Source organism: Pseudomonas sp. KCJK8993 (assembly GCF_046230915.1).
GTDB classification, from domain to species: Bacteria; Pseudomonadota; Gammaproteobacteria; order Pseudomonadales; family Pseudomonadaceae; genus Aquipseudomonas; species Aquipseudomonas piscis.
Genome location: NZ_JBJJLO010000017.1, coordinates 45,921 through 66,306, shown reverse-complemented (window position 1 = coordinate 66,306; position 20,386 = coordinate 45,921). Strand labels below are relative to the sequence as shown.

25 protein-coding genes are annotated in these 20,386 nt (G+C 66.2%); 7 read left to right on the top strand and 18 right to left on the bottom strand.

What is annotated here, in order from left to right:
• Positions 1-11: 11 nt before the first annotated feature.
• The 4 genes from ACK6AU_RS08515 to ACK6AU_RS08500 form a co-directional block, all read right to left on the bottom strand.
• Entirely contained in the window at positions 12-518 is a 507-nt protein-coding gene (locus ACK6AU_RS08515; RefSeq protein ID WP_409298798.1) for a GNAT family N-acetyltransferase, read from the bottom strand.
• Positions 519-551: 33 nt separating this feature from the next.
• On the bottom strand, positions 552-1,124 hold the full coding sequence (locus ACK6AU_RS08510) for an HD domain-containing protein (protein ID WP_409298796.1): 573 nt from the start codon (positions 1,122-1,124) through the stop codon (positions 552-554).
• Positions 1,125-1,216: 92 nt separating this feature from the next.
• Positions 1,217-1,774, bottom strand: coding sequence for a helix-turn-helix domain-containing protein (locus tag ACK6AU_RS08505; protein ID WP_409298794.1), 558 nt, complete (start codon positions 1,772-1,774; stop codon positions 1,217-1,219).
• A gap of 153 nt (positions 1,775-1,927) precedes the next feature.
• Entirely contained in the window at positions 1,928-3,121 is a 1,194-nt protein-coding gene (locus ACK6AU_RS08500; RefSeq protein ID WP_185699260.1) for a PrpF domain-containing protein, read from the bottom strand.
• A gap of 232 nt (positions 3,122-3,353) precedes the next feature.
• On the opposite strand from ACK6AU_RS08500, the gene ACK6AU_RS08495 reads away from it, so the two are divergent.
• Positions 3,354-3,995 (top strand): alpha/beta fold hydrolase, encoded by a 642-nt coding sequence (locus ACK6AU_RS08495; RefSeq protein ID WP_409298791.1) that lies wholly within the window; start codon positions 3,354-3,356, stop codon positions 3,993-3,995.
• Between the two features lie 224 nt (positions 3,996-4,219).
• The gene (locus ACK6AU_RS08490; protein ID WP_185699262.1) at positions 4,220-4,834 is read left to right on the top strand and encodes an AidA/PixA family protein; all 615 of its coding nucleotides are present in this window, start codon (positions 4,220-4,222) and stop codon (positions 4,832-4,834) included.
• An 83-nt stretch (positions 4,835-4,917) separates the two neighbouring features.
• On the opposite strand, the gene ACK6AU_RS08485 is transcribed toward ACK6AU_RS08490, so the two are convergent.
• From ACK6AU_RS08485 to ACK6AU_RS08450, 8 genes are all read right to left on the bottom strand, one after another.
• Entirely contained in the window at positions 4,918-6,273 is a 1,356-nt protein-coding gene (locus tag ACK6AU_RS08485; RefSeq protein ID WP_409298789.1) for an ATP-binding protein, read from the bottom strand.
• Positions 6,249-6,914 carry a response regulator gene (locus ACK6AU_RS08480; RefSeq protein WP_409298787.1) on the bottom strand — a complete coding sequence of 222 codons (666 nt, stop codon included), beginning with the start codon at positions 6,912-6,914 and terminating at the stop codon, positions 6,249-6,251. Before ACK6AU_RS08480 ends, ACK6AU_RS08485 begins: the two co-directional genes overlap by 25 nt.
• 95 nt (positions 6,915-7,009) lie before the next feature.
• A complete protein-coding gene (locus ACK6AU_RS08475; RefSeq protein WP_409298785.1) occupies positions 7,010-7,447 on the bottom strand; it encodes a hypothetical protein in 438 nt (145 codons plus the stop codon).
• Positions 7,448-7,475: 28 nt separating this feature from the next.
• Positions 7,476-8,240: a hypothetical protein gene (locus tag ACK6AU_RS08470; protein ID WP_409298783.1), complete on the bottom strand. Its 765-nt coding sequence runs from the start codon at positions 8,238-8,240 to the stop codon at positions 7,476-7,478.
• 106 nt (positions 8,241-8,346) lie between these two features.
• Positions 8,347-8,967: a LysE family translocator gene (locus ACK6AU_RS08465; RefSeq protein WP_409298781.1), complete on the bottom strand. Its 621-nt coding sequence runs from the start codon at positions 8,965-8,967 to the stop codon at positions 8,347-8,349.
• An 83-nt stretch (positions 8,968-9,050) separates the two neighbouring features.
• Positions 9,051-9,929, bottom strand: coding sequence for an alpha/beta fold hydrolase (locus tag ACK6AU_RS08460; protein WP_409298779.1), 879 nt, complete (start codon positions 9,927-9,929; stop codon positions 9,051-9,053).
• A gap of 20 nt (positions 9,930-9,949) precedes the next feature.
• Positions 9,950-10,594 (bottom strand): DUF2239 family protein, encoded by a 645-nt coding sequence (locus tag ACK6AU_RS08455; protein ID WP_409298777.1) that lies wholly within the window; start codon positions 10,592-10,594, stop codon positions 9,950-9,952.
• 106 nt (positions 10,595-10,700) lie between these two features.
• Positions 10,701-10,919 carry a DUF3079 domain-containing protein gene (locus tag ACK6AU_RS08450; RefSeq protein WP_185699464.1) on the bottom strand — a complete coding sequence of 73 codons (219 nt, stop codon included), beginning with the start codon at positions 10,917-10,919 and terminating at the stop codon, positions 10,701-10,703.
• A 372-nt stretch (positions 10,920-11,291) separates the two neighbouring features.
• Between ACK6AU_RS08450 and ACK6AU_RS08445 the strand changes: the two genes are divergently transcribed.
• Both ACK6AU_RS08445 and ACK6AU_RS08440 read left to right on the top strand, forming a co-directional pair.
• Positions 11,292-11,693: a hypothetical protein gene (locus ACK6AU_RS08445; RefSeq protein WP_185699270.1), complete on the top strand. Its 402-nt coding sequence runs from the start codon at positions 11,292-11,294 to the stop codon at positions 11,691-11,693.
• 71 nt (positions 11,694-11,764) lie between these two features.
• Complete coding sequence (locus ACK6AU_RS08440) at positions 11,765-12,319, top strand: UPF0149 family protein (protein WP_185699271.1); 555 nt, start codon at positions 11,765-11,767, stop codon at positions 12,317-12,319.
• A gap of 45 nt (positions 12,320-12,364) precedes the next feature.
• Here the strand turns inward: ACK6AU_RS08440 and ACK6AU_RS08435 are convergent, their stop codons facing one another.
• From ACK6AU_RS08435 to ACK6AU_RS08410, 6 genes are all read right to left on the bottom strand, one after another.
• On the bottom strand, positions 12,365-12,709 hold the full coding sequence (locus ACK6AU_RS08435) for a hypothetical protein (protein ID WP_409298774.1): 345 nt from the start codon (positions 12,707-12,709) through the stop codon (positions 12,365-12,367).
• Positions 12,710-12,745: 36 nt separating this feature from the next.
• Positions 12,746-13,054 (bottom strand): hypothetical protein, encoded by a 309-nt coding sequence (locus tag ACK6AU_RS08430; RefSeq protein WP_221775244.1) that lies wholly within the window; start codon positions 13,052-13,054, stop codon positions 12,746-12,748.
• 10 nt (positions 13,055-13,064) lie between these two features.
• Positions 13,065-13,544, bottom strand: a complete 480-nt coding sequence (locus ACK6AU_RS08425; RefSeq protein ID WP_409298771.1) for a surface-adhesin E family protein — start codon at positions 13,542-13,544, stop codon at positions 13,065-13,067.
• Entirely contained in the window at positions 13,541-14,185 is a 645-nt protein-coding gene (locus ACK6AU_RS08420; protein WP_409298769.1) for a hypothetical protein, read from the bottom strand. Before ACK6AU_RS08420 ends, ACK6AU_RS08425 begins: the two co-directional genes overlap by 4 nt.
• A gap of 98 nt (positions 14,186-14,283) precedes the next feature.
• On the bottom strand, positions 14,284-15,069 hold the full coding sequence (locus tag ACK6AU_RS08415; RefSeq protein WP_185699466.1) for a PhzF family phenazine biosynthesis protein: 786 nt from the start codon (positions 15,067-15,069) through the stop codon (positions 14,284-14,286).
• Between the two features lie 5 nt (positions 15,070-15,074).
• The gene (locus tag ACK6AU_RS08410) at positions 15,075-15,770 is read right to left on the bottom strand and encodes a transcriptional regulator (RefSeq protein ID WP_409298767.1); all 696 of its coding nucleotides are present in this window, start codon (positions 15,768-15,770) and stop codon (positions 15,075-15,077) included.
• A 193-nt stretch (positions 15,771-15,963) separates the two neighbouring features.
• On the opposite strand from ACK6AU_RS08410, the gene ACK6AU_RS08405 reads away from it, so the two are divergent.
• From ACK6AU_RS08405 to ACK6AU_RS08395, 3 genes are all read left to right on the top strand, one after another.
• The gene (locus ACK6AU_RS08405; protein ID WP_409298765.1) at positions 15,964-16,656 is read left to right on the top strand and encodes a response regulator transcription factor; all 693 of its coding nucleotides are present in this window, start codon (positions 15,964-15,966) and stop codon (positions 16,654-16,656) included.
• Positions 16,656-17,993, top strand: coding sequence for a histidine kinase sensor domain-containing protein (locus ACK6AU_RS08400; RefSeq protein ID WP_409298763.1), 1,338 nt, complete (start codon positions 16,656-16,658; stop codon positions 17,991-17,993). Before ACK6AU_RS08405 ends, ACK6AU_RS08400 begins: the two co-directional genes overlap by 1 nt.
• 139 nt (positions 17,994-18,132) lie before the next feature.
• The gene (locus ACK6AU_RS08395) at positions 18,133-20,370 is read left to right on the top strand and encodes a TonB-dependent siderophore receptor (RefSeq protein WP_409298818.1); all 2,238 of its coding nucleotides are present in this window, start codon (positions 18,133-18,135) and stop codon (positions 20,368-20,370) included.
• Positions 20,371-20,386: the final 16 nt, after the last annotated feature.

Genomic DNA, 20,386 nt, shown 5'->3' with positions numbered 1-20,386 from the left:
ACCCCGCGCCCCTAGCCCTGGGCCTCGAAGCCCGGATGAAAACGCACCTCGCCCACCGGGCAGCGCCCCTGGAACGCCAGCGCCTGGAAGTACTCGGCGGGCACCCCGGGCAATACCGGTCCTTGTCCGGCCTTGAAGCCGAAACGCACGTAGTAGACCGGGTCGCCCAGCACCACGCAGCCGGCGGCGCCCTGCTCCTGCAACTGCGCCAGCAACTGGCGGATCAAGCGTGAGCCGATCCCCTGGCCCTGGCGCTCCGGCACCACCGAGACCGGCGCCAGGCCAAACCAGCCGGGCTCGCCACCGCTGAAGACCACGGGGGAGATCGATCCATGGCCGAGCAGTGCATCGCCCTCTTCGGCCACCAGGGACAGGGTCAGGGCTCCGGCACTGCGCAGCGCGTTGACGATGTACTGCTCGGTATGGCTGGAGTGAGGGGCATCGCGAAAGGCTTCGCGGGTCAGTTGTTCGATGGCCGGGATATCGCCGGGACGTTCGGCGCGCAGGATCGGGTTCATGGGCTGCGGATACTCTCTGCAAGGGACCGGCGCTCAGCCAGCCGCGTCGATGTGGCGCCGGGTGTCGTGGTCGATCTGCTCGCGCAGGGCGCGGAACAGCGGCGTGGCACTGGTGTAGCGCCGGCCGTAGTCGAGGTTGAAACGGTAGTCGAAATCCGTCGGGTTGCGCCCCTGGTTGTGCTGCAGCAGGGTCTCCAGCTTGTCCAGGGCCTTGACCGCCCGGGCCTCGGCCGAGCTGGCGTTCTCGTACTCGTCCCACAGGGCCAGCAGGCGCTGGCGGGCCGGGGCATCGAGGCAACTGGCGAGGGTCTGCAGGTCTTCGCGTTCCTGCTGGCCCTTGTGCGGATGGGCCGCCTGCTGCACCGCCGGGATGTCGCCATGGAGGGCTTCGCCCAGGTCGTGGACGATGCACAGCTTGAGCACGTGCAAGAGGTCCAGCTCGCCCAACTGGTCTTCCAGCAGCAAGGCCATCAGGCACAGGCGCCAGCTGTGTTCGGCGGTGCTTTCCTGGCGACCGCTGGAGGTGTGGGCACTGCGCAGTACGTCCTTGAGTCGCTCCGCCTGGCGCAGGAACTCGAGGCGACCGCCGAGGAGTTGATCGTTCATGGCTAAACCTGGATGAAATGACAGCCCAGCCTAGCCGGCCCGGATTCGACAGGCCACGGATAAAATATCCGTGGCGCCGGAGCAGGCTGGAGTCAGAGGGTTTCCACCAGCCGCACCGCGTTACCGTCGGAGAGGTTCAGGCGGGTCCAGCGGCACTGGCTGGCCGCGATGGGCACGATGGCCGAATCGTTGTGGCCGCTGAAGAACTCCAGCGCCGGGGGCGTCAGCACTTCACGCCAGCCGAGGTCGTCGAGGGCCCTCTCCTTACGCACGATCTCCTCGGTGCAGAAGCCCCACAAGGATTGCCCCAGCAACTCGCTCAAGGGCACGCCGAACTCCCCGGCGCGAGTGGCCGAGCAGGCCAGCAGGCGGTGGGTCAGGTCGCAGACCAGGTGCACCGCCCGCGGGCTGTCGTTCACCAACCGGGCCAGGGCCTGGTCGGCGGCGGCGCTGAGGTTGGCCGCCAGCAGTTGCTCCAGCTTGGCGCGCTCGCTGGGTTCCATGGCTTGCTGGCCGTTTTCCCAGCGGGAAATGCTCGACTGCGCCACCCCGAACAGCTCGGCGGCGTGCTGTTGCTTGACCCGGTGCAGCAGGCGCCAGCGGCGCAAGGCCAGGCCCAGGTGCGGGGAGGTGAACAAGGAGGCGGACATGAAAGCGACAGGTCCCGGCTGGAAATACGCGACAGTTTGCCCGGGGCCGCAGCCTGCGGGCAAATCGGCCTGACCGAGCGCACCAACGCTGGACAAGCGGGGCGAAGCCGCGACAAGGCCCGCAGGGCCTTCAGCGATCGACCGTATCACCCACTACAGAAGCGCCTGGGCCAGTTCCGGGGAGGCGTTGTACAGCGGGGTATGGCCTTGCAGCAGGATCTGCGCGCTGCGCCGGTAGGCGGCGCCGTCGATTGAAAGCTCGCCGCCGTGCTGGCGGGCGCTGATCAGGGTCTCGAGGATGCCGGCGGGGTTTTCGATGGCCAGCGGGTACTCGCTGCGGGTCGCGCTCAATTGCCGGGGCTGGGCCAGCAGTTGCTGGGCCACGGTGCCCTCGGCCAGGCAGGCCGCCGCCAGGCAGCAACCGCCGGATACCGCCAGGGACGGATGGGCGTTTTGCGGGGTGAAGTAGCGGGTGGCGATGTCACCGCCGCTGCGGGCCGGCCCGACAATGCAGATCTTGGGAATGGTCTCGCTGCGCCGCAGTTCCTCGGCCGTCAACAGATGCCCATCGCGTCCACGCAGTCCCATGCGCAGGCCGCCCTCGACCATCAGCCCCAGCAGACGCTCCTTGAACAGCGGGTCGGCGTCCAGCTGTGCCGGGGTTTCCTGGCCGGTCTTGCCCAGGTCCGCGGCCCGCACGATCACCATGGGCACCGCCACGTCGATGCAGGTGGCGGCGATGCCCTGAAGCAGGTCGACCCGCTGCCCAGTGGGAAACAGCGCCCCGGTCTTGGCCCCTACCGGGTCATCGAGGAACAGATCGACCCCGGGAAACACGCCGTTGACCCCGGGGATCCGCGTGTCGCTGAGCAGCCGGCCGTCGCGCAGGCTCAGGCGCGCATACATCGTGGTCTGGGTGTTGCTGTTGAAGATCTCGATCTGCCCGCCGTCCTCCCCGGGCGTCAGCCAACCGCGCTGCCAGGCATATAGCGGCAACGCCGCGGACATGTTGCCGCAGTTGACGCTCCAGTCGATGGTGCTCTTGCCCGCCGCCAGCTGCGCCAGGGTGCTGATCATCCGCGTCTCGCCGGGGCGGCGCTCGACGATGAACACCTTGTTGCTGGTGGGGCCGCCCCGGCCCAAGCCGGTGATCTGGCTGTTGCCCGGCCACTCGCCGTGCAGGGGCACGCCCATCAAGTGGCGCAGCAGTTCTTCCACCAAGGCCTCGTCGCCAGGCAGCGATTCGCGGGCCAGGATCAGCCCGGTGGAGGTGCCGCCACGGGCATGGCACACCGGGAATTCAGGGAGGCTGGCTGGGCAGGCAGGCAGCTTGTGCAGATCGGACATGGCGGACCTCCACGGTGGGCGAAAGGAGCGGCCCCTTGTCGGGCAGGCAACGAGAGGCAGCGCAGCATGATAAACCCTGGCGGCCGATTCCGGGGCGCCAGCATGGCAAGCCAGTGTCGCCTGAGGCAGCGCTTGCTCGCAGGACCCGGGCACCGTATTTTCTAGCGCCGCCGCGCGGCCCTGCTGTCAGCGCGAGGGTTTTATCCGCCGCCCATGGACCAGGAGCGATGTCATGTCACAAGCCCCCCAACAACTGCTGTTTCTGCCCGGTGCCTCGGGCAATCGTCAATTCTGGCAACCCCTGGCCATGCAGCTGCGCCATCCGGCGCGCCACGTGCATCTGGGCTGGCCGGGGTTTGGCGACACCCCGGCACAGCCAGACGTCCAGGGCATGGACGATCTGGTGGATCTGGTACTGCAACGCATCGACCAGCCGACAGCGCTAGTGGCTCAATCCATGGGCGGCATCATTGCGGTGCGTGCGGCCCTTGAGCGGCCGGAGCGGGTCACCCACCTGGTCTTGAGCGTCACCTCTGGCGGCGTGGACATGAGCGACCTGGGCGCCGCCGACTGGCGCAACGATTACCGCACGGCCTACCCGCAACTGCCCCGCTGGTTTGTCGACGATCACAGCGACCTTGGTCCGCGCCTGGGGGAGTTGCGCATGCCGGTGCTGCTGCTCTGGGGCGACCGCGACCCCATCAGCCCAGTGGCGGTAGGCCAGCGTCTGGCCCGCCTGTTGCCACAGGCCCTCTTGCGCATCGTGCCCGAAGCCGAGCACGACCTGGGCCTGACCCATGCCACTGAGGCGGCGCAGTGGCTCGATCAGTTCCTGGGCAACCACCGGACCGAGAGCGCCACAGCGAGCGCCTAACCCTGGCCTTGCACCGCTCGTCTTGCGCTCGCGCTTTTTAGGGCTGGCCATTTGACTAACCATCTTGAGGATCTAGATTCCACTCGCGACTTCATGGAAGTGCATCCAGCCCGCTGTCGGCATACCGGGCCAGAGACCCGATGCTCGGTGGTCGTCCCCCGGAAAAGGTGATCAACCATGCGCCTGGACAACCGGGCGTCCAACCTGACAGCAGGGAGCTGGATATGAGCTACGAAAACGAAAAAGTCGTCGACATCATGATCGTCATCGATGTCATCACGATCTTGCAGTGCGCCGAACAGGGCGTTTTCCTGAACGGCCTGAGCCCGCACCCCGACCGACCGACTCAGCTGTACAGTTTTTACATGCCCAACTCGTCCACCCGGGTTTCCGACCAGGTCGTCTGCATGTACACCACCCGCAACTACGTCAGCGGCGGCAGCAACAGTGAAGGCACCGCCGAGCTCTCGGTGGACCTGAATCAGGATGATTACGTCCACTGGCGCACCACCACCCTGACCAAGGATATGAAATACGCGGCAATCCTCTACCAATACACCCAGACCTATCCCGATCCCACCACGGACAGCAATGTCTACCTGGATCAGATCACCGCCGATGTCACGCAGAACACCCCGATGCCCATCATCAACAACAGCAAGCCTACGGGCAGCTACTGCGAACAGCCGTTCCAGCAGAAGGTCACGACCTACTACTGGAGCGCGCGTGCCGCCCAGGCCTGCAGCAACCTGAGGTACAACTGGTCGTTCATGATCGTCGATCCGAACAACAAGATCCTCGGCTATTGCGCCTGGGATCCCTACTTCGTCATCAGCTAGTTCCTGGAGCCATGGCCCCCTCCTCCTTGCCAGAGAGGGGGCGACATAGCCGAGGCCGGCAGCCAAAAGCATTGAAATCAGCGTTATGCGGTCGATAACCGCAAGCTGACCGACACACGCAGTCCGCTGCGCGTGGCTTCATCCGCAAAACCCAACTCGACAGTGGCGCCAGAGCGCTCGGCGATCGCAGCGACAATCGACAAGCCCAGCCCTGAGCCTGTCTCGCCAGTGCCCAGGCTGCGGTAGAACGGATCAAATACCAAGGCTTGCTCCTCGACGCTAATGCCGGGGCCAGAGTCTTTGACCTCGAGGGTCACGCCCTCCAGCCCTGCTTGCACCGCCAAGTCGATGCGCCCGCCTGGGGGAGTAAAGCGAATGGCGTTGTCCAGCAGATTCCTGACGAGGATGAACAGGTCCATGTCGTTGATCATGACCTGCACATCCCGGGTGCTTTCAACGCCGATATCGATGTCCTTGTGCTCTGCCAGTGGCAGCAAGTCCTCCAGGACCCGCCGAAAGACTTCATGGACCGATACCGATGCCTGCACCCGCGGCACGCTCGACTGGGCAGCCGCCAGGGCGAGCAATTGCTCGATCAGCTTGCGACTGCGCTCGATGCCCTGGGCCAACGGCACAAGGCATTCTCGAGCGGCCACCGACATCTGCGTGGATGCCAGGCGTTCCGCCTGCAAGGACAGGGCCGTCATAGGTGAACGCAGCTCATGGGCAGCGTCGGCGATGAAACGGCGCTGCACCTCCATGCCCCGGGCCACACGTTCGAGCAGGCGATTGATCGCCACCACGAAGGGCCGGACCTCCGTCGGCAGGTGGTGTTCATCGATGGCATGCAGCGCCTGCTGGTCACGCTGGTCGATCTCGGCCGAAAGCACGGCGATGGGACGAAACAGCTTGCGGACCAGATCGCCTACCACCAGCAGCAACACCGGAAACAGAATGAGAAATGGCAACAGGCTGCGCCAGGCACTTTCACGCGCTTCCTTGTCCCGCAGGTCCATCTCCTGGGCAACGACTATGCGCTCGCCCCCCGCCGTAGTCCTGACCAGCACCCGAAACTGTTCGCCGACGACGTTCAACGTTGCCAGGCCATCGGCCAGCGTCGGGGGAAACGGCAAAGGCATGCTGGTATCGTCATCGCCCGTGGCTTTGCTGCTATCGGCCAGGTACTGCACGATGACCCGCGACTCTTCGTCGTCTCCGGCGATCGGCTCGCCCATGCGATAGCGCAGGGTCATTTGCTGTCGATCGAACAGCATCGCCACCTGGCGCAGGGTCTCGTCCTGCATTTCGTGGGCCTCATCGAGCGCAGTGATGAAAGCGAACGCGCCAGACAGCAAGGCGACCAGGAAAATGGCCAGGGACAACACCACGCTAAGCCTTAGCTGCACCGAATCCCTCAGGCGCCTTTTGAAACCATCCATCCCATTCCCCTGACATTCTTGATGACCTGGCTTCCCAACTTGCGCCGCAGGGCATGGATCAGGAACTCCACGGCATTGCTTTCCACTTCATTGCCCCAGCCATAGATCCGGTCTTCGAGTTCACTGCGCGAGAGGATCGCGCCAGGACGGATCAGCAGGGCCTGCAACAGCGCGAACTCGCGGGCGGACAGCGGGACGTCGGCCCGCCCGGCGGTACTGGCCAGCTTGGAGACAAGGTCCAGCGACACCTGGCCATTGCCCAGTACCGATTGAGCGCTGCCGCCGCGACGCCGCAGCACTGCGCGCATGCGCGCCAGCAACTCGGCCATGGCGAAGGGTTTGAGCAAAAAGTCGTCGGCACCTGCGTCCAGGCCGCGCAGGCGATCATCCAGGGCATCCCGAGCCGTGATGATCAGCAGCGGCACCGGATTGTCGCCAGCACGAATGTCATCGAGCACATCGAGCCCGTCCTGGCCGGGCAGGCCAAGATCGAGCAGCACCAAGTCATAGGCCTGGGTGCCCAGCGCCGCCAGTGCGTGCGGCCCGTTCTTCACCCAGTCGGTGGCGTAGCTGGCATCGTTGAGCGCGCCCTGGATGGCGTCGCCAATCATCAGATCATCTTCGACCAACAGAATCCGCATGCTGCGCTCCGATAGAAAAAAGGCGCGGCGGTCATGACCGTCGCGCCTGTATTGAAGCATCTGGATCGGGGGTTGTCCGCCGGCCCGGGGTCGTGTCAGCGCGGCGCTTGCATCGAGTCGAAGGTCTTGAGCAAATCGTCCATCGCCGCCTTGCAGGCGCCTTGCTGCGGCGAGCTTGCGCGCAGGGCATCGAGGGCGCGGTCGATGGCCTTGTCCAGCACATGCCAATCGCTGGCGGCACGCGGCTTGATGCCGGCTTCGGCGGAGTCCCAGGAGGTTTCCAGGTCCTTGATCCGGGTCTTGGCGGCGGGCAGGTCGTTATGCTCGACCAGGGTACTGACCTGGGCGGCGATGCTGCGGAACTCGCTCAAGTCCCCGAGCTTCGAGCCCGCCTGGGCCGAGACACTTGAAGAGACGGTCGGCGTGGCGGTCGCGGGCTTGTCCCCGGGTTTCGAGCAACCGGCCAGGCTGCCCAACAAGACGATGGACGAGACGAGTACGACGCGGTTAAAGGCAAATCGCAAAGAGCGCATGTTGATTCCTTGATAGGTGCCCGAAGGGCTACGGGGTGACGGTTCTACGATGGCTGAGGGTGATTTGCGCGACCGCCACCAACAGGACGATGACCGTCAGGAAGATGGCGCTGGTCCAGGGTGCTCCCAGGCCCAGGCCGCCGTATTGCTTGGCCTGGGTCAGCAAGTCACCGAGGGACGCGCCGAATGGCCGGGTAAGGATGTAGGCGACCCAGAACGCCAGGACCGTATTGACCCCCAGGCGCCAGGCCACCAGGGTTGCGGCGATCAGCGCAGCGAAGATCATCGCGCCGAGCGTGAACCCCAGCCCCAGCGCTTCGGTAGCCAGGTCGCCGGCGGCGGTACCCAGGGCAAAGGTGCAGAGCACCGTTGACCAGTAGAAACACTCGCGCCGCGGGGTGTCGATTTCGCGGATCGACAGGTTGCGCTCCACCTTGAACCAGAGCAGGAAATTGATCGCCAACAGCGCCGAGAACACCGCGGTGCTGGTGTACAGGCTGATATCGAGCATGTCGGTCATGATGTCGGTGATCTGCGTCCCGACGATGCTGACCAAGACCACGGTCAACCAATAGATCCAGGGCGAATAGGCACTTTTGCGCATCTGCAAGAACAAGGCGCAGGCCAGTAGCAGCGCCATGCCGATGCTGGTCCAGCCGGCACCGAAACCGGCATCGACGGCCAGGAAATCGGCCCCGGTCTCCCCCACTGTCGTCGACAGGATCTTGATGACCCAGAACGACAGGGTGACCTCAGGTACTTTGTTGAGCCATCCGGCTCTTGCGTGATTCATGTGCGGCTAGCCTCTCCTGGTCTGCACTGAATGTGTGTAGAGGAGAAGATACGCAGTGAAACTTAGCTGGGACTGAGCATGCCCCGGCCCCTGGCTCTATCGCCGGTTAGGCTCGCCGCGCCAGCAGCAGGAGCGAGGCCGCGCCCGAAAGCAAGGCCGCGCAACCACGGTTGAACCAGCGGCGCCCGGCCGGTTGGCCGAACCAGCGGCGCATGTGCAGGCCCATGCCGGCATAGGCCATGATCGCCACGCACTCCAGCGCCAGGAACAAGCCTCCCAGCATCAGGAACTGCCCCGTTACCGGCGCGGCGGGATCGACGAACTGCGGCAGGAATGCGCTGAACACCAGGATCGCCTTGGGATTGCCGATGGCGATCAGGAACTCCTGGCGGGCCAGGGCCGACAGTCCGCTCGCCGCGTCCTGGCCTTCGACCGCGACGCGGGTATCGGCCGTCCATAGCTGATACGCCAGGTACAGCAGGTAGCCCGCGCCAAGAATCTTGATCCCGTGAAACAGCAGCTGCGAAGCCTGCAGCACCGCCGCCAGCCCCACCGAGGCCAGGCCGATCATCACCGTGAAGGCCAGCAGCCGCCCCACCCCGGCCAGGCAGGAAACGCGGAAGCCGTAGGTGGTGGCGTTCTTGACCGAAAGCAGGTTGTTGGGGCCGGGCGCCATGTTCAGCGCAAAACAGGCAGGCAGGAATAAAACCAGGGTCGCGAGGTTCATCGGCGGTGCACCTTGGGCTGGGCTTCGAGGCGGCTCAGCCGCGACTATAAAAGAGCGCCAGGGCGCCACACAACCTGCCGCCCCTAGCGCTGGCGCGCCGTGCGTTCGATGGCCGCCAGCACCTGGGGCTGGCAGGCCGGAGGCAGGTCATGGCCCATGCCCGGGATCAGCAACCACTCGGCATCGGCGATCGAACGCGCGGTGTCTTCCCCACAGGCCACGGGCACCAGCGGGTCGTCGGCGCCATGGACCACCAGGGTCGGCAGCCGGATGCCGGCCAGCTGGGGCCGGCGATCCCCGGCGCAGGCCAGGGCCGCCAGCTGGCGCATGAAGCCTGCGGGGTTCCAGCCCCGGCGCAGTTCCTCCAGCACCAGCTCGCGCTGGGCCGCTTCATCGAATGCCCTGGCTCCGCCGGCGATACAGCGGGCCAGGGCCAGGCGCTGGGCCACATGGCCCTCCAGGTCGAGCGCCGGGTCTGCCGCCGGCGCCGTCAGCAAGGCCATGACCTGCGGCGCGGGTGGCGGCAAGGCCGGGTTGCCGCTGCTGGCCATGATCGAGGTCAACGAACGCACCCGCTGCGGATATTCGCAGGCCAGGACCTGGGCGATCACCCCGCCCATGGAACGCCCCACCACATGGGCTCGCTCGATGCCCAGGTGATCCAGCAGCCCCAGGGCATCGGCGGCCATGTCTTGCAAGCTGTAGGGCAACGCCGGCGGCCGGCCGGCCAGCAGTGCCGCCAGGTCCGGAACCTCGGCCTCGACCAGGTGCGTCGAAGCGCCAACATCGCGATTGTCGAAGCGAATCACCCGGAACCCACGGTCCACCAGGGCCCGGCAGAACGCCGGGGTCCAGCGCACCATCTGGGTACCCAGGCCGGCGATCAGCAGGATCGCCTCGGCGGCCTCATCACCCTGACTGTCCCAGGCCAGCTCGATGCCATTGACCGATGCGCGCTGCAAGCCGGCATCCGGCCGGGACCTCACTGCCCTGCCCCGGCGAACTGGGCCCCAGTGGCCAGGCGCAGGGCATGCTCGCGGATGTCTTCGGGCCAACCTTGCAACTGCTGGCCCAGGCCCTCGAGATCACCGGCGAACAAGGCGCGGGTGGCTTCTTCGTAGCCGGGCAAATCCCCGGCCAGCGCCAGCATGAACTGATAGGCCGCCTCTTGCGCCATGCGTCGTTGCTGCGCCGCATCGGGATTGCGCCGGGCCTCGTCCACCAGCCGCCGCAGCACCGCCGAGGCACCACCGGGCTGGCTGGCCAGCCAGTCCCACTGGCGTGGCAGCAAGGTCACCTCGCGGGCAATCACCCCTAGCTTGGGCCGCCCACGGCCACGGGGCGAATCGGCCGCAGCCTCCACCTCGGGCTCGGCGGGCGCGGCCTGCCGGTAACGCCCGCGACCCGGTGCGGGGGCCTGCGCCAGGCGTTGCGTCAGTTCGGCCTCGCTGCCCCGCAGGTCGAGGTCGATGACCCGCCCCGTAGCATCGTCGAATACCAACAGGCTGGCGCAAGCCGGGTCCCGGGACGCGTCGCGCACCGCCAGGGCGACTTCCAGCAACGGGCCACGGGCCAGCAAGCGCTGGGCCTGGAAGGCGGTGACGGGTTTGGTGAGGATGTCGGACATGGCAACGGTCTCATGAAGATGAAGCCAAATAATATCCGGGTAATAAAAACCCGATCAATATATCCGGGTAAAAATATTCGATGCGCCGTCTCCGGTCCTTCCCGATTCAGTGGGTATCGCGCTCCGGCGCGGCTGGCTCGGCACTGGCCGGGATGTCGAAACCCCAGTCGCCATGCAGGTACCAGTCTTCACCGAGCGTTTCGCTAGGATGCATGGTGCGATCCGAGCCGTTGCCACAAGACAGGGCATTGGCGGCGCAGTAACGGTCGCAGCCCCAGCAGATGCGCTCGGGATGCTTGGGGGAAAGGGGAAAGGGCTTGGCCATGGGAACTCCCGGTGCCGGGGAAAGGAGCTTCACGTTAGAACGTGCCATGCGCCGCGACCTTGATCCCGATCAAGCCCGGCCCGCCAGCGTGGCAAGGCCGGCGGGGTTGTCGGGGTTTCCCGGGGCACAGCGGCCCTGGCACTGGGCCCATTGGCAGAACCGGGCCTCTAACTAGTCCATCTGTACTAATGACGGGCCGTTTTCGGCGTCGCTATAGTCCTGCCCACACCCCTTCCTTGTGTTCCACCTCCCTCTCACCGCAGCCCTGCGGTGCGAGGGTTCCCTCCCCCCTTTCCAAGACTGCCGGGCCGTTGCCGGCCCGGTGCAGATTTAGCTGCGAAAGCCCGCGCGCCGCCGCTATGATGGATCCCCATGAATCCAAGCCCTGCGATCCGCCAACCCTGCCCGCCCGGTGCCTGCGTCTGCCAGCGCGAGCAGTTGCTGGACACTCCCGGAGCCGACCTGCGCATCCTCAATCTCACGCGCCAGGAAGAAAAGCGCCTGGTGCAGCGCCTGGAGAACCTCAAGGACCTGGCCGACCTGGAGCACATGCAGCGCCGGATGTACCAGCAACTGGGAATCCGCCTGGAAATCACCCCCAGCGACAATGAAGTGCGCAGCATGCGCGGCATCACCATCGTCCTGGCCGAGCATCCCGGGCTGTGCCGCAAGACCCGGCAGAACATACCCGCCGCGATCCGCCGGGCCATGGAGAACCGTCCGGAAATCGCCTACCGCCTGCTCGACTCCCAGGACTTGCTGCGCGACGCCTGAAACGCCCCGGTGCTTGCAGCCACAACGCCAAGGCTCGAGAATCGCCGCTGTTTTTCCCTGGAATGCCCATCATGCAGAACACGCCCCTGAACGCCGCCGACTTCGAGACGCTCGAAGACACCCTGCTCAAGTACGGCGACGACCACTCGGTACTCAACCCCTGTGAGCTGGACGGCTACTTCACCGCCCTGGTGTCGGGCCCGGCCCAGGTCGATATCGCCCAATGGTTCCCGGCGATCTGGGGCGGCGAGAACCCGGCCTGGGAAACCCCGCAGGAGTGCCGGCAGTTCATCGACCTGTGCGTACGCCACATCAACAGCCTGGCGGTGCAACTGGACAGCGACGCCGCAGGCTTCAAGGCGCGCCTGGAAGCCACCGAGCACCAGGGCCAATCGTTGATGCTGGCCGAGGAATGGTGCTTCGGCTACCTGCGCGGGGTCGCGGTGGGCAACTGGCCGCAGATGCCGGCGCCGCAGACCGCCTTGCTGCAGACCATCATCGACTGCGCCGAGCAGGACCACTTCGAGCTGCCGGCGGACTTGGATATCGCCCGGCACCAGCAGCAGGTGGCGAGCATCGAACCCGCCGCCCGCCAGTTGCACCAGTACTGGTCGAGCCAGCGCTAACCAGGCTTGCAGCCCTCATGCTTGCGGGGGCATGCCTGGGCAGCATCACTGGAAACAGCCCTCGCTGGCCTCCAGCAAGTTGAGTAGCAGTTGCTCGTCGATCTGCTCGTCGTCCAGGCCGATGGGGCCGGCCTGGTCCGGGTCCGAGCTGCACTCCAGCACCCGCAAGGGCACCTGGGCGGCGCCGAAGAACGCCAGGATGTCGCGCAGCTCCTGTTCCCGCTGTACATGGTCGTTGTGGAACAGCCAGGCGCTGTAGAACAGGCCCTGGGGCCCCTGCCCCAAGTGCTCGCGGGCGATGCGCAGCGACAGGCCCAGGCGCTGGTGGAGGAATTTCACCAGCGCCAGGTCGGTGCTGGGCGCCATCAAGGCGATGCTGATCCTGGACATGTCCTGATCCTGAGAAAAAGTCGGTGGGGCTCGGCCCTAGTCCGGGCGCCAGGGCTGCACGCCCTGCAGATACCGTTCGATGTCGTCCATGTCATCCTCGCCCAGGGTCAGGTCGAAGGGCTCGGTGAGGATCCTGCGCACCTGCGCCAAACGCCCGGTGACACGCTCGTTATCGATGAAGTCGGTGGTCGCGCGCTGGTAGTCCGCCACGGGCTTGTCCGCGTAGTGGCTGCCCATGCGGTGCAGCGACAGCACGATGAACTCCAGCTGCGCCAGGGCTTGCAGCGCCTGGTCTGCGCTGAGCGTGATCTTGCGGTTGTTCTCGCGTATCGGTCCTGCTGCCATCGGCCTGCCCTCAATCGCCCTGCGGGCCCTTGAACGGCGGCGCACCCAAGCGTGCCGCATCGATGCCACAGGCCATGTTGCGCAGCTCGCCGATCACCGACTGCCGGGGAAACGCCGCCCATTGCGCGTGGGCCTCCTTGCGCATGACCTCCACGCCCTGAGCGAAGGGTTCGGAGAAATACACCCGGCCCAGTTGCGCCGACTCATCGCGCTCGCAGTTGATGATCCGCACCACCCGCGAGCTATGGATCAGGGGTTTGGAATCGCCCGGATCGGTGGGCTTGCTGTAGTTGTTGATCAGGTAGAACTGCCGCAGATGCGGGTTGTTCTGGTACAGGGCCAGGGAGTTGGCCGCGAAGTAAGTCGCCGACTCCGGAGTGTCCAGCACTTTGAACATGGCCTCGGGACGTGCCCCGCCAACATCGCGGGCCTGGTCATGGGCGCACCCCGCCAGCAGGAACAGGCCACCCAGCCACCACAGGCGCTTCATCGGGCTGCTCCCTGGGTCATGTCTGGCCGCTCCTGGCGCAACAACGTGGCATCGACGCTGCCTTGCAACGAACAGAGCATGCGGGTCTTGCCGCCCTCCACGCTGAGCATGAGGATCTTCTCCGCGGAACCCGGGGCCGGGGCGATCTCGGAAACCGCCGCCGGGTTGTCCTGCCAGGGCGCCTGGGCGCTGGGCTTGATCTGCGGCCGGGAGATGAAGTACTCGCCCGCCTCCTGCCAGCCGGCCTGGGGCATGGCGGCCATCACCGCTTCCCGGCTGGCATCGATCTCCAGGCCCCAGAAGTAGTAGATGCCCTCGCTGCCCAGGTCAAACACGCTGTCGTAGTAGCCGGTCAGCTTCAGGCCCTTGTCTTGCAGCGGGCGGGAGAAGGTGGCGGTGGAGGTCGCATTGTCGTGCCGGTCGGGCACCGGAATCCAGGCGATGCCTTGCTGGTCGTCGTGCTTGAGGGCCACGACCCGGCCGAGTTCGGCGCGCTGCTGGTACAGGTCCTTGAAGAACGCCGACTGGCATTGCATCAGGCTGTCGCTCAGGCTGGCCGCCAGCGAACTACCGGCCCACAGGCTCAACACGAGTGCCAGGGGCTTGGGTGAATGGCGGGAGAAGGCGCGGATCAAATCCATTGTCAGAAGCTTCCGGGTCAGGCGAAAAAATCGCGACTCTAAACCTCGCCAGCTGCCGACACAAATAATCCCGGGAGCCCAGGCTCCCGGAAACCGCCTCAGAGGAAAATGCTGCCACGCAGGTACAGGGCGCCATGGCCGCTGATGATCACCCGCCCGTTGTCCAGCACCTGGCAGTGCAATTGGCCCTTGCGTGCCCCACCCTGCTGCGCCCGCAGCTGGCTCTTGCCCAGGCGCGCGGCCCAATAAGGGGCCAGCGAGGTGTGGGCGGAACCGGTGACCGGGTCTTCGTTGACCCCGACGCTGGGACCGAACCAGCGGGAAACGAAATCGAACTCCCGGGACGGCGCGGTCACCGCGATGCCCCGCACGCCGAACTGGGCCAGGGCCACGAAGTCCGGCTTGAGCTCATCCAGCAGGCGCTCGTCGTCCACCACCAGCAGGTAGTCGTCGGTGCGATACAGCGCCTCGGCCCGGTTCAAGCCCAGGGCTTGCAGCAGGGCCGCAGGGATCGCCACCGCTTCGGGCTGCTTGGCCGGGAAGTCCATGGACAGCAAGCCACCCTCGCGGCTGACCCGCAACTCGCCACTGCGGGTGAAAAAGCGCAGCACGTCGCGCTGCTCGCCCAATTGCTCGAACAGTACCCAGGCCGCGGCCAGGGTGGCATGGCCGCACAGGTCGACCTCTACCGTGGGGGTGAACCAGCGCAGCTCGAATCCCTCGTCCTTGGGCACGAAGTAGGCGGTTTCGGACAGGTTGTTCTCCTCGGCGATGCGTTGCAGCACCGCGTCCGGCAGCCAGGCCTGCAGCGGGCAGACCGCCGCCGGGTTGCCGCCGAAGACACTGGAGGTAAAGGCATCCACTTGAAAGATATCGATCTGCATCGCGGTCATTCCTCAGCGCCTTGGGCGCGGATCTGGTCCAGGTAGTTGTAGATGGTGTAGCGAGTCACGCCGAGGGCCGCGGCGGCCTTCTCGATCCCGCCCTTGACGATGAACAGGCCGCGCTCCTGCATCTGGCGCACGGCTTCGAGCTTGTGCTGCTTGGTCAACCGCGCCCCGGGTTCCGGGCAAGCCGCCTGGATGATCTGGGCCAGCAGTTGTTCCATGTCCTGGGGCTCATCGCCCCGTGGCTCGGGCGCGCCGCCCAGGCCCAGCATCCGGCCCAGGCAGGCATGGGCCGCGGCGATCCCGCTCAGGTCGCTGTTGCTGCACAGGCTGGCGAACGGCTGCCCGCCGCTGTCGCGAAAGACCACGGTAGAGCTGCGCAGCTCACGGCCATCGGGCGCCAGGGTCGGGTAGTTCTCCAGCACCAGCGGGGTACTGCCGGAGCGGTCGTGCAAGGCCCGCAACACCGCGGCGAAGCCCAGGTCCTGGCGCGGTCCGCCCAGCACCGGGCCACCGACCCGGCGCCCGGTGACATGGCCGTTGGCGATGGCGATGATCGAGCGCTCGGGCTGGTCAAGATCGTGCAGGACGATCTCCACATGGGGCCCTACCACACCGGCCAGCATCTGCAAGGTACTGCGCAGCACCTGCAGGACCAACTGGCGCTCGGCCAGGACGGCGGAAGAAGGCTGGCTCATGGACACTCCGGGAAAAATCTTCGGCGAAAATATCAACGCAGTGTTGAATTTTCAACTTTTTGTTTACCTGACCTCGATCAACCCTGGCCACCATGGCAATTGCATCGCCAGGGGCATTGCTGCACTATTCGCGGATGTTAAACATTCTCATTTAAACCCTCTCCCCCAGCCGCTTGTGCAAAGTACCCCACCCATGACCCCCAATCTGCTTCTCGTGGAAGACGACGCCCGGCTGCGCCAGGACCTGGACCGACATTTCCGCCAGCGCGGCTTCGCCGTCAGCGCCTGCATCGATGGCCGCGAAGGACTGGCGACACTGCGCGCCGGACGCTTCGACCTGGTGCTGCTGGACATCATGCTGCCCGGCCTCGATGGCCTGGCCCTGCTCGATACCCTGCGCCACGAACAAGACGTCCCGGTGATGCTGATGTCGGCCCTGGGCGCCGAGCAGGACCGCATCACCGGGTTCACCCGGGGCGCCGACGACTACCTGCCCAAGCCCTTCAGCCTGGCCGAGCTGGATGCCCGGGTCGATGCGCTGCTGCGGCGCATGGCCCGGGTCCAGCCGCCCCCCAGCCAACGCCAGGACCCTTTGCTCGCCTTCGACGACCAGGCCCAGGACGTGCTCAGCCAAGGCCGCGCCGCCGGCCTCACCGGCTCCGAATACCGCCTGCTGGTGACCCTGCGCGAGCATCCCGGGCAGACCCTGAGCAAACCCTTCCTCTACCAGCAGGTGCTGCACCGCATCTACACCCGCCTGGATCGCGGCCTGGACGTGCACGTCTGCAACCTGCGGCGCAAGCTGGCCGAAATTGGCGTACAGCACTTGCAGATCCAGGCCGTGCGCGGTGCCGGCTACATCCTGGTACAAGCGGACCGCTGCTGATGCGCCGCCACCCACTGTTGTGGAAGCTGGCGCTGTTGCAGATCGGCTTCTGCCTGCTGCTGACCTGGATCATCTGGACCTGGGGCCTGTCGGCCGAACGCAGCACTTACTTTCTTGACCCGGCCGACCGCCAGTACCTGGCCGGCTACGCTCAGCAGGCCGAACGCGCCTGGCGCCAGGACGGCGCGGCCGGGGTCGACACCTTCCAGCGCCAGCTGGCCGCCCGGGAACACACCTGGGTCGCGGTGATCGGCGAGCGCCTGCAAAGCCTCGGCAGTACGCCTTTGAGCGCCGAGGAGGCCAGCCACCTGACCTTCATGCGCAAGCTGGACTGGCCCATGAGCCGGCGCCTGCAGGATGAACTGCCCTACGTCAGCATCCAGTTCCCGGAACATCCCGAACAGGGCCGGCTGGTGCTGCAGCTGCCCGAACGCCTGCTGCCCAGCGGCCTCACGCCCTGGACCCACGTGCTCAGCCACGGGGTGGTGCCGACCTTGCTGGCCGCCCTGCTCGGCTTGTTGCTCTACCGTCATCTGGTGCTGCCGTTGAACCGCCTGCGCGACCGCGCCGATGCCCTGCGCGCCGACGACCTGGAGAGCACGGGGCTGGGTACGCCCCTGGCCCGGCGCAGCGACGAACTCGGCGAGCTGGCCCTGGCCTTCGAGCACATGGCCGAGCGCCTGCGCCAGAGCCTGGCCCAGCAACGCCTGCTGCTGCGGACCTTGTCCCATGAGCTGCGCACGCCCCTGGCCCGCCTGCGCATCGCCCATGACAGCCGGCTACCGCCGGAGCAACTGCGCCAGCGCCTGGACCGCGAGATCCTCGACATGCAGCGCCTGCTGGAAGACACCCTGGACCTGGCCTGGCTCGACACCGAACGCCCGCAACTGTCCACCGAGCCGGTGCAGGTGCTGTCGATCTGGGAGGCCCTGCGCGAAGACGCCTGCTTCGAGAGCGGCTGGAACCTCGAGCGCCTGCCCTGCCTGCTGGACGCCGATTGCCGGGTCCAGGTGCACCTGGACAGCATTGCCCAGGCCCTGGAGAACCTGTTGCGCAACGCCATCCGTCATTCCCCCGCGGGCGGCCGGGTCAGCCTGCGCGGCTGGCGCGAGGGCAGCCACTGGCACCTGTGCCTGGAGGATCAGGGCCCGGGGGTCGCCGAACAGGACCTGCAGCGGATCTTCCAGCCCTACCAGCGCCTGGGCTCGGCCCAGGGCCAGGGTTTCGGCCTGGGCCTGGCTATCGCCCAGCGCGCCGTGGAGCTGCACCAGGGGCGAATCTGGGCCAGCAACGGCCACCCGGGATTGTGCATGCACTTGCTGTTGCCGGCGGCCTGAAGGCAAGCGCTGCCGGCCCGTGGACCGCCCCGTCGCCGCCGAAGTGTTTAGAAAGTTAATGCGCTTTACTCGCAAATAGCAGTCATTATCATTCGTGATCTTCCTGTTCCAGCTTCCGTCCCGGAGATCACCGATGTCCATGCGTTCGATGCGTCCTTTCGCGCCCTTCCTGCTGTCCAGCTGCTGCCTGCTCAGCCATGCCGTCCAGGCGGCCAATGCCGAGGCGCCGCAGCCGGTCCTGGAACTCCAGCCCCAGAGCATCGTCGCCACCGCCAAGGAAGAAACCAAGCAAGCCCCGGGGGCGTCGGCGATCACCGCCGAGGACATCCAGAAGCGCCCGCCGGCCAACGACCTGTCGCAGATCATCCGCACCATGCCCGGGGTCAACCTCACCGGTAACTCCACCAGCGGCCAGCGCGGCAACAACCGGCAGATCGACATCCGTGGCATGGGCCCGGAGAACACCCTGATCCTGGTGGACGGCAAGCCGGTGGGCAGCCGCAACTCGGTGCGCTATGGCTGGCGCGGCGAGCGCGATACCCGGGGCGACACTAACTGGGTACCGGCCGACCAGGTGGAGCGCATCGAGGTGATCCGTGGCCCGGCCGCCGCCCGCTACGGCAACGGCGCTGCCGGCGGGGTGATCAACATCATCACCAAGCAGGCCGGCAGCCAGACCCACGGCAATGCCACGCTCTACAGCTCGTTCCCCGCCCACAAGGACGAAGGCGCGACCCAGCGCATGAGCTTCGGCCTCAACGGCCCCCTGACCGACACACTCAGCTACCGGGTCTACGGCAACGTCGCCCGCACCGACTCCGACGACGCCGACATCAACGCCGGCCATGAGTCGCTGCGCACCGGCAAGCAGGCCGGCACCCTGCCCGCCGGCCGCGAAGGCGTGCGCAATAAGGACCTCAACGGCCTCTTGAGCTGGCAGCTGACCCCGGACCAGAGCCTGGACTTCGAAGCGGGCTTCAGCCGCCAGGGCAACATCTATACCGGCGACACCCAGAACACCAACAGCAACAAGAACGTGAAGAGCCTCCTGGGCCACGAGACCAACCGCACCTACCGCGAGACGTACTCGCTGACCCACCGCGGCGAGTGGGACTTCGGCAGTTCCATGGCCTACCTGCAATACGAGAAGACCCGCAATACACGGATCAACGAAGGCCTGGCCGGCGGTACCGAAGGCATCTTCAGCGACGCCAACTTCTACACCTCGGTGCTGCGCGACCTGACCGCCCATGGCGAGCTCAACCTGCCACTGCACGCAGGCTTCGAGCAGACCCTGACCCTGGGCAGCGAGTGGTCGCAGCAAAAGCTCGACGACCCCAGCTCCAACACCCAGGACACCAAGGAGGCCGGCGCCATCGCCGGCCTGGCCTCGAACAACCGCAGCAGCCAGATCGGCGCGCAGATCTTCTCGCTGTTCGCCGAGGACAACATCGAGCTGGCGCCCGGCACCATGCTCACCCCCGGCTTGCGCTTCGATCACCACAGCATCGTCGGCGACAACTGGAGCCCGTCGCTGAACCTGTCCCATGCCCTGAGCGACAGCCTGACCCTCAAGGCCGGGATCGCCCGGGCCTACAAGGCGCCGAACCTGTACCAGCTCAACCCCGACTACCTGCTCTACAGCCGTGGCCAGGGCTGCTATGGCCAGACCACCAGCTGCTACCTGCGGGGCAACGACAAGCTGGAGGCAGAAACCAGCGTTAACAAGGAACTGGGCCTGGAGTACAAGGCCGACGGCTGGGTGGCCGGCCTGACCTACTTCCGCAACGACTACAAGAACAAGGTCGAGTCGGGCCTGGCGCCCACCGGCCGGGCCAGCGGTGGCAGTTCGGCGCAATACAAGAACGCCGCGGTGTATGAGTGGGAAAACGTGCCCAAGGCCGTGGTCGAAGGCCTGGAAGGCACCCTGACCGTGCCCCTGGCCAGCCAGCTGACCTGGAACAACAACTTCACCTACATGCTGCAATCGAAGAACAAGGAAACCGGCGACTACCTCTCGGTGACCCCGCGCTTCACCCTCAACTCGATGCTCGACTGGCAAGCCACCCAGGACCTGTCGCTGCAGATGAACGTGGCCTGGTACGGCAAGCAGACGCCGAAGAAATTCGACTACCACGGCGACCGGGTCACCGGCAGCGCCACCCAGCAACTGGCCCCCTACGCCATCGCCGGCATCAGCGGCACCTACGCCCTGACTCGCCACCTGAGCCTGACCGCCGGGGTCGACAACCTGTTCGACAAGCGCCTGTACCGCGAAGGCAATGCCCAGGGCGTGGTGGATATCGCCGGGGCCGGCGCCGCCACCTACAACGAACCGGGGCGCACCCTGTACACCAGCCTGAGCGCTTCGTTCTAAGCCCATAACGAGAAAG

Excerpts from the sequence above, each read along its gene's own strand:
- ACK6AU_RS08420 (WP_409298769.1), bottom strand. The coding sequence starts at position 14,185 with ATGGATTTGATCCGCGCCTTCTCCCGCCATTCACCCAAGCCCCTGGCA.
- ACK6AU_RS08495 (WP_409298791.1), top strand. The coding sequence starts at position 3,354 with ATGTCACAAGCCCCCCAACAACTGCTGTTTCTGCCCGGTGCCTCGGGC.
- ACK6AU_RS08425 (WP_409298771.1), bottom strand. The coding sequence starts at position 13,544 with ATGAAGCGCCTGTGGTGGCTGGGTGGCCTGTTCCTGCTGGCGGGGTGC.
- ACK6AU_RS08410 (WP_409298767.1), bottom strand. The coding sequence starts at position 15,770 with ATGAGCCAGCCTTCTTCCGCCGTCCTGGCCGAGCGCCAGTTGGTCCTG.
- ACK6AU_RS08475 (WP_409298785.1), bottom strand. The coding sequence starts at position 7,447 with ATGCGCTCTTTGCGATTTGCCTTTAACCGCGTCGTACTCGTCTCGTCC.
- ACK6AU_RS08510 (WP_409298796.1), bottom strand. The coding sequence starts at position 1,124 with ATGAACGATCAACTCCTCGGCGGTCGCCTCGAGTTCCTGCGCCAGGCG.
- ACK6AU_RS08470 (WP_409298783.1), bottom strand. The coding sequence starts at position 8,240 with ATGAATCACGCAAGAGCCGGATGGCTCAACAAAGTACCTGAGGTCACC.
- ACK6AU_RS08515 (WP_409298798.1), bottom strand. The coding sequence starts at position 518 with ATGAACCCGATCCTGCGCGCCGAACGTCCCGGCGATATCCCGGCCATC.
- ACK6AU_RS08435 (WP_409298774.1), bottom strand. The coding sequence starts at position 12,709 with ATGTCCAGGATCAGCATCGCCTTGATGGCGCCCAGCACCGACCTGGCG.
- ACK6AU_RS08440 (WP_185699271.1), top strand. The coding sequence starts at position 11,765 with ATGCAGAACACGCCCCTGAACGCCGCCGACTTCGAGACGCTCGAAGAC.
- ACK6AU_RS08465 (WP_409298781.1), bottom strand. The coding sequence starts at position 8,967 with ATGAACCTCGCGACCCTGGTTTTATTCCTGCCTGCCTGTTTTGCGCTG.
- ACK6AU_RS08480 (WP_409298787.1), bottom strand. The coding sequence starts at position 6,914 with ATGCGGATTCTGTTGGTCGAAGATGATCTGATGATTGGCGACGCCATC.
- ACK6AU_RS08455 (WP_409298777.1), bottom strand. The coding sequence starts at position 10,594 with ATGTCCGACATCCTCACCAAACCCGTCACCGCCTTCCAGGCCCAGCGC.
- ACK6AU_RS08405 (WP_409298765.1), top strand. The coding sequence starts at position 15,964 with ATGACCCCCAATCTGCTTCTCGTGGAAGACGACGCCCGGCTGCGCCAG.
- ACK6AU_RS08400 (WP_409298763.1), top strand. The coding sequence starts at position 16,656 with ATGCGCCGCCACCCACTGTTGTGGAAGCTGGCGCTGTTGCAGATCGGC.
- ACK6AU_RS08415 (WP_185699466.1), bottom strand. The coding sequence starts at position 15,069 with ATGCAGATCGATATCTTTCAAGTGGATGCCTTTACCTCCAGTGTCTTC.
- ACK6AU_RS08450 (WP_185699464.1), bottom strand. The coding sequence starts at position 10,919 with ATGGCCAAGCCCTTTCCCCTTTCCCCCAAGCATCCCGAGCGCATCTGC.
- ACK6AU_RS08505 (WP_409298794.1), bottom strand. The coding sequence starts at position 1,774 with ATGTCCGCCTCCTTGTTCACCTCCCCGCACCTGGGCCTGGCCTTGCGC.
- ACK6AU_RS08490 (WP_185699262.1), top strand. The coding sequence starts at position 4,220 with ATGAGCTACGAAAACGAAAAAGTCGTCGACATCATGATCGTCATCGAT.
- ACK6AU_RS08445 (WP_185699270.1), top strand. The coding sequence starts at position 11,292 with ATGAATCCAAGCCCTGCGATCCGCCAACCCTGCCCGCCCGGTGCCTGC.
- ACK6AU_RS08500 (WP_185699260.1), bottom strand. The coding sequence starts at position 3,121 with ATGTCCGATCTGCACAAGCTGCCTGCCTGCCCAGCCAGCCTCCCTGAA.
- ACK6AU_RS08395 (WP_409298818.1), top strand. The coding sequence starts at position 18,133 with ATGCGTTCGATGCGTCCTTTCGCGCCCTTCCTGCTGTCCAGCTGCTGC.
- ACK6AU_RS08485 (WP_409298789.1), bottom strand. The coding sequence starts at position 6,273 with ATGGATGGTTTCAAAAGGCGCCTGAGGGATTCGGTGCAGCTAAGGCTT.
- ACK6AU_RS08430 (WP_221775244.1), bottom strand. The coding sequence starts at position 13,054 with ATGGCAGCAGGACCGATACGCGAGAACAACCGCAAGATCACGCTCAGC.